The following is a 3,646-nucleotide window of genomic DNA, read 5'->3' on the forward strand; positions in this document are numbered from 1 at the left end:
TCCCGCTCGGGGCCGCGTCCGTCGCTGCTCAGGAGCTTCAACCCCACAAGGGTTCGTCTGAAAGCACGGATCCGACTCCGGTCGACTCAGATCTCGCGACGCTTCAACCCCACAAGGGTTCGTCTGAAAGCTCGCTCACTCGGCCGCGATCCTCCACGATCAGCGGCTTCAACCCCACAAGGGTTCGTCTGAAAGACGATCCGTGGATCGACGCGGACGTCACGATCGGGCTTCAACCCCACAAGGGTTCGTCTGAAAGGACGTCGCGATCGACGCGATCCCGTTCCTGGCGTGGCTTCAACCCCACAAGGGTTCGTCTGAAAGTCGACGGTCGGCGAGTATTGGGGTCGAGTCCGCGAGGCTTCAACCCCACAAGGGTTCGTCTGAAAGGATCCGAGAGCTCGGCAAATGGCTCGTTCACTCGGAGCTTCAACCCCACAAGGGTTCGTCTGAAAGAAACCGCAGATTGAGGAGGTCACATCCCCCAGCGGGGCTTCAACCCCACAAGGGTTCGTCTGAAAGCGAACCCGCCGTCGCTGCTGTCGAAGTGTTTCGCGCTTCAACCCCACAAGGGTTCGTCTGAAAGCAAGGTCATTTTCCGAGGTGATTGCGATGGCGAGTGCTTCAACCCCACAAGGGTTCGTCTGAAAGCAGTCTGTGAGCGGTACTGACCGCTCGGCCCCTGCTTCAACCCCACAAGGGTTCGTCTGAAAGTCGGTGAGACGCCCACGTGCACGTGCGAGGACATGGCTTCAACCCCACAAGGGTTCGTCTGAAAGTCGTCACTGCGGAGTCCCGACCGGACGCCGAGCAGGCTTCAACCCCACAAGGGTTCGTCTGAAAGACCCGACGACCGGCGGATACGACTATCTTACCCAGGCTTCAACCCCACAAGGGTTCGTCTGAAAGTATCCTATTCCGGATCATGCATCTATTGGCGGACGTCGCTTCAACCCCACAAGGGTTCGTCTGAAAGTAGGCATCGACAAATTCAGCGGCGGATACGACGGCTTCAACCCCACAAGGGTTCGTCTGAAAGGTTCACCAATTGACTCGCGTTAACTCCCTCCGACGCTTCAACCCCACAAGGGTTCGTCTGAAAGGCTTTCAAGTTTCCGCGCCCCGCTTACCCACACTTGCTTCAACCCCACAAGGGTTCGTCTGAAAGGGCAACCACGAAGTCGGTATCCACGCCCCTTGGCTGCTTCAACCCCACAAGGGTTCGTCTGAAAGTCCGGTTCGTATGTACTCTGCTTGAATTTCCGAGTGCTTCAACCCCACAAGGGTTCGTCTGAAAGTCTCTTAGATCGCCCTGGCTAATCGTCTGCCCGTTGCTTCAACCCCACAAGGGTTCGTCTGAAAGTTAAAAGGCCATGCGACGGCATTTAACGACGAGACGGCTTCAACCCCACAAGGGTTCGTCTGAAAGGTCCGGTAACGATGACGAGCGTTATGGGGGAGTGGGTGCTTCAACCCCACAAGGGTTCGTCTGAAAGTAACAAAGTCCAATATTTGCTGTGGGATAGACCCGGCGCTTCAACCCCACAAGGGTTCGTCTGAAAGGTCAACGGGGGTGCAAGAACTTTGAGCGTCCCTGCGCTTCAACCCCACAAGGGTTCGTCTGAAAGTCGGCTACATCGGTCACAGATACAACACCTCAAAGAGCTTCAACCCCACAAGGGTTCGTCTGAAAGTGGCCTTTGAGCCAATCCTATCTTGAACGTCTATATGCTTCAACCCCACAAGGGTTCGTCTGAAAGAGCGTCCATTCGCCGTAATCCCCAAGCCCAAGGTCGCTTCAACCCCACAAGGGTTCGTCTGAAAGCGGTTGATCGTCACCGCGCCCTTGATCCGATCGGGCTTCAACCCCACAAGGGTTCGTCTGAAAGGCGGTTGATCGTCACCGCGCCCTTGATCCGATCGGTGCTTCAACCCCACAAGGGTTCGTCTGAAAGGGTGGCTGATTTGGGCACCACACAGGATCTACTGGCGGCTCACACACAAGTGTTTTCGTCGACCCTCAATAGGCGCCGAACCGCCCGGGGGTCGATGGCACCCGGCGGCGTGCTCAGAGAAACCGACTATCCTCAGTGGGATCGTCGCCGTAGACGGTGCGGTCGACGAGCGTCTCCGACGAAAGCTCGTAAACGATCACGCTTTCACCGGTGATCAGGAGGTCCTCGATGGCGTTTCGGAGTTGTGCGAGGTCACCTTCCGTGATGTGTCCTTCGAGCACCGAGTTCTGCACGTGGGTAAGGTAACGACGACAGAGCTTCAGCATTCGCTGTGTTCGGTCGGCTTCCATATCGTAAACGAGCACGACGTACATCACCACCACCTCCGGAAGGCGTCGTAAGGCTCGTCGGTGAGGAGGTGCTTTTTGAGCTTGTACGCCTCCAGTCTCATAAGGTACTGGTAGCTCACCTTTCGATTGAGGCGAGGATGGTCGACGGTCTCTTCAAGCGTTTTCTCGAACTCTCGCGTGTACGTTTTCCGACCGGATTCGGAGAGGAGGCAGGCGCCGACCTCCGATCGGAAGTCATCGTCGGAGAGTTGGTTTCGGTTGAACAGCCGGAACATCACACGGTCAGCGAGGACCGGCTTGAACAGGTCGGCGATGTCGAGCGAGAGCGAGTAGCGCCGCTCGCCGGGCTCGTGGAGATAGCTCACGGAGGGATCAAGCGCGGTGGCACGGATCGCCGAGACGCAGTTGGCGTACACGAGCGAGTTGCCGAACGAAACAACGCTGTTCACCTCGTCGGTCGGCGGGTCGAATCGTCGTCCCGTAAACGAGAACTCGTCCGGGAGAATCGTCGAGAAGGTTCCGTAGTACGCCTTCCTAGCGGTTGCTTCGACGCCCATCAGTTCGGACACGTCGTCGGTGGTGTCCACGCGTCCGGCGGCGTCATCCAGGCGGGCGAGCGCTTGTTGGAAGTCTCGTCCCCGGTTGTGGTAGTAGAGAACGTTCGACCGCATGTTGTGAATGCTTCCAGCGACGAATTCACGAGCGATCCGAAGCCGGCGTTCGTCATGCTCGTACGTGGAAACCTGCGCGACGACCGTCCGACCGGATGTCTGGCCTTTCTCCGGCATGATCGATCCGGCGTAGTAGTCCTTCCAGCCAAACACATGGGCTGCAACCCCCTCGCCGTTGAGAAACGAAACGAAGCGCGTATTGAAGTCGATCTGTCCGTGGAGGTACACGGCCTCCGCGTGTTCGATCGGAATGTGCTTTTTCTCGCCGTCGTCGGTGACGACCCGGAGTGTGTCGTCTCGTCGTTCGATGTGTCCATCGGAGAACACATGGTAATTCCTGTCCATGGTCAACACCAGCAGAAGTCGTGGTAAGCGCACGAGGAGCAGAACGGCTTTTCGGTGGCCTCGGGCGGCGTGTCACTCGTGACGACACGGTGGATTCCACGAATCGCGTCCTCTACCTTTTTGCGGTGATCGGCGTCGAGTTCGACGGGTTCGCGTGTTCGTTCGTTCGGATGAGCAAGTACGCCATCGCGCTCCACGCCCGCGAACTCCTCGAGATACCAGAGGTAGTACAACAGCTGCATCGTCGCAGGTTCCACCAGCGACGAGGAGGGTTTGATCTCAACGACACGTCCGTCCTGTAGGAGGTCGAGCGATACCATCCCAA

Annotated in this window: 3 protein-coding genes and 1 CRISPR repeat array; all 3 genes read right to left on the bottom strand. The window is 57.8% G+C overall.

Annotation, left to right across the window (positions count from 1 at the left end):
• Nucleotides 1-34 precede the first annotated feature (34 nt).
• A CRISPR array of direct repeats spans nt 35-1,955; the repeat unit is 30 nt; unit sequence GCTTCAACCCCACAAGGGTTCGTCTGAAAG.
• Between the two features lie 113 nt (nt 1,956-2,068).
• Complete coding sequence (gene cas2 / locus RH858_RS16695) at nt 2,069-2,329, bottom strand: CRISPR-associated endonuclease Cas2 (RefSeq protein WP_310562506.1); 261 nt, start codon at nt 2,327-2,329, stop codon at nt 2,069-2,071.
• Nucleotides 2,329-3,321: a type I-B CRISPR-associated endonuclease Cas1b gene (gene cas1b / locus RH858_RS16700; RefSeq protein ID WP_310562507.1), complete on the bottom strand. Its 993-nt coding sequence runs from the start codon at nt 3,319-3,321 to the stop codon at nt 2,329-2,331. The genes cas2 and cas1b overlap by 1 nt, the downstream gene beginning before the upstream one ends.
• Before the next feature lie 2 nt (nt 3,322-3,323).
• On the bottom strand, nt 3,324-3,646 hold a 323-nt coding region (locus RH858_RS16705), incomplete at its 5' end, for a CRISPR-associated protein Cas4 (RefSeq protein WP_310562508.1).

The sequence above is a fragment of the Halalkaliarchaeum sp. AArc-GB genome (assembly GCF_031432225.1).
Classification (GTDB): domain Archaea; phylum Halobacteriota; class Halobacteria; order Halobacteriales; family Haloferacaceae; genus Halalkaliarchaeum.

What these genes read in the sequence shown, in the direction of transcription:
- cas1b (WP_310562507.1), bottom strand. Translation starts at nt 3,321, where the DNA reads ATGGACAGGAATTACCATGTGTTCTCCGATGGACACATCGAACGACGA.
- cas2 (WP_310562506.1), bottom strand. Translation starts at nt 2,329, where the DNA reads ATGTACGTCGTGCTCGTTTACGATATGGAAGCCGACCGAACACAGCGA.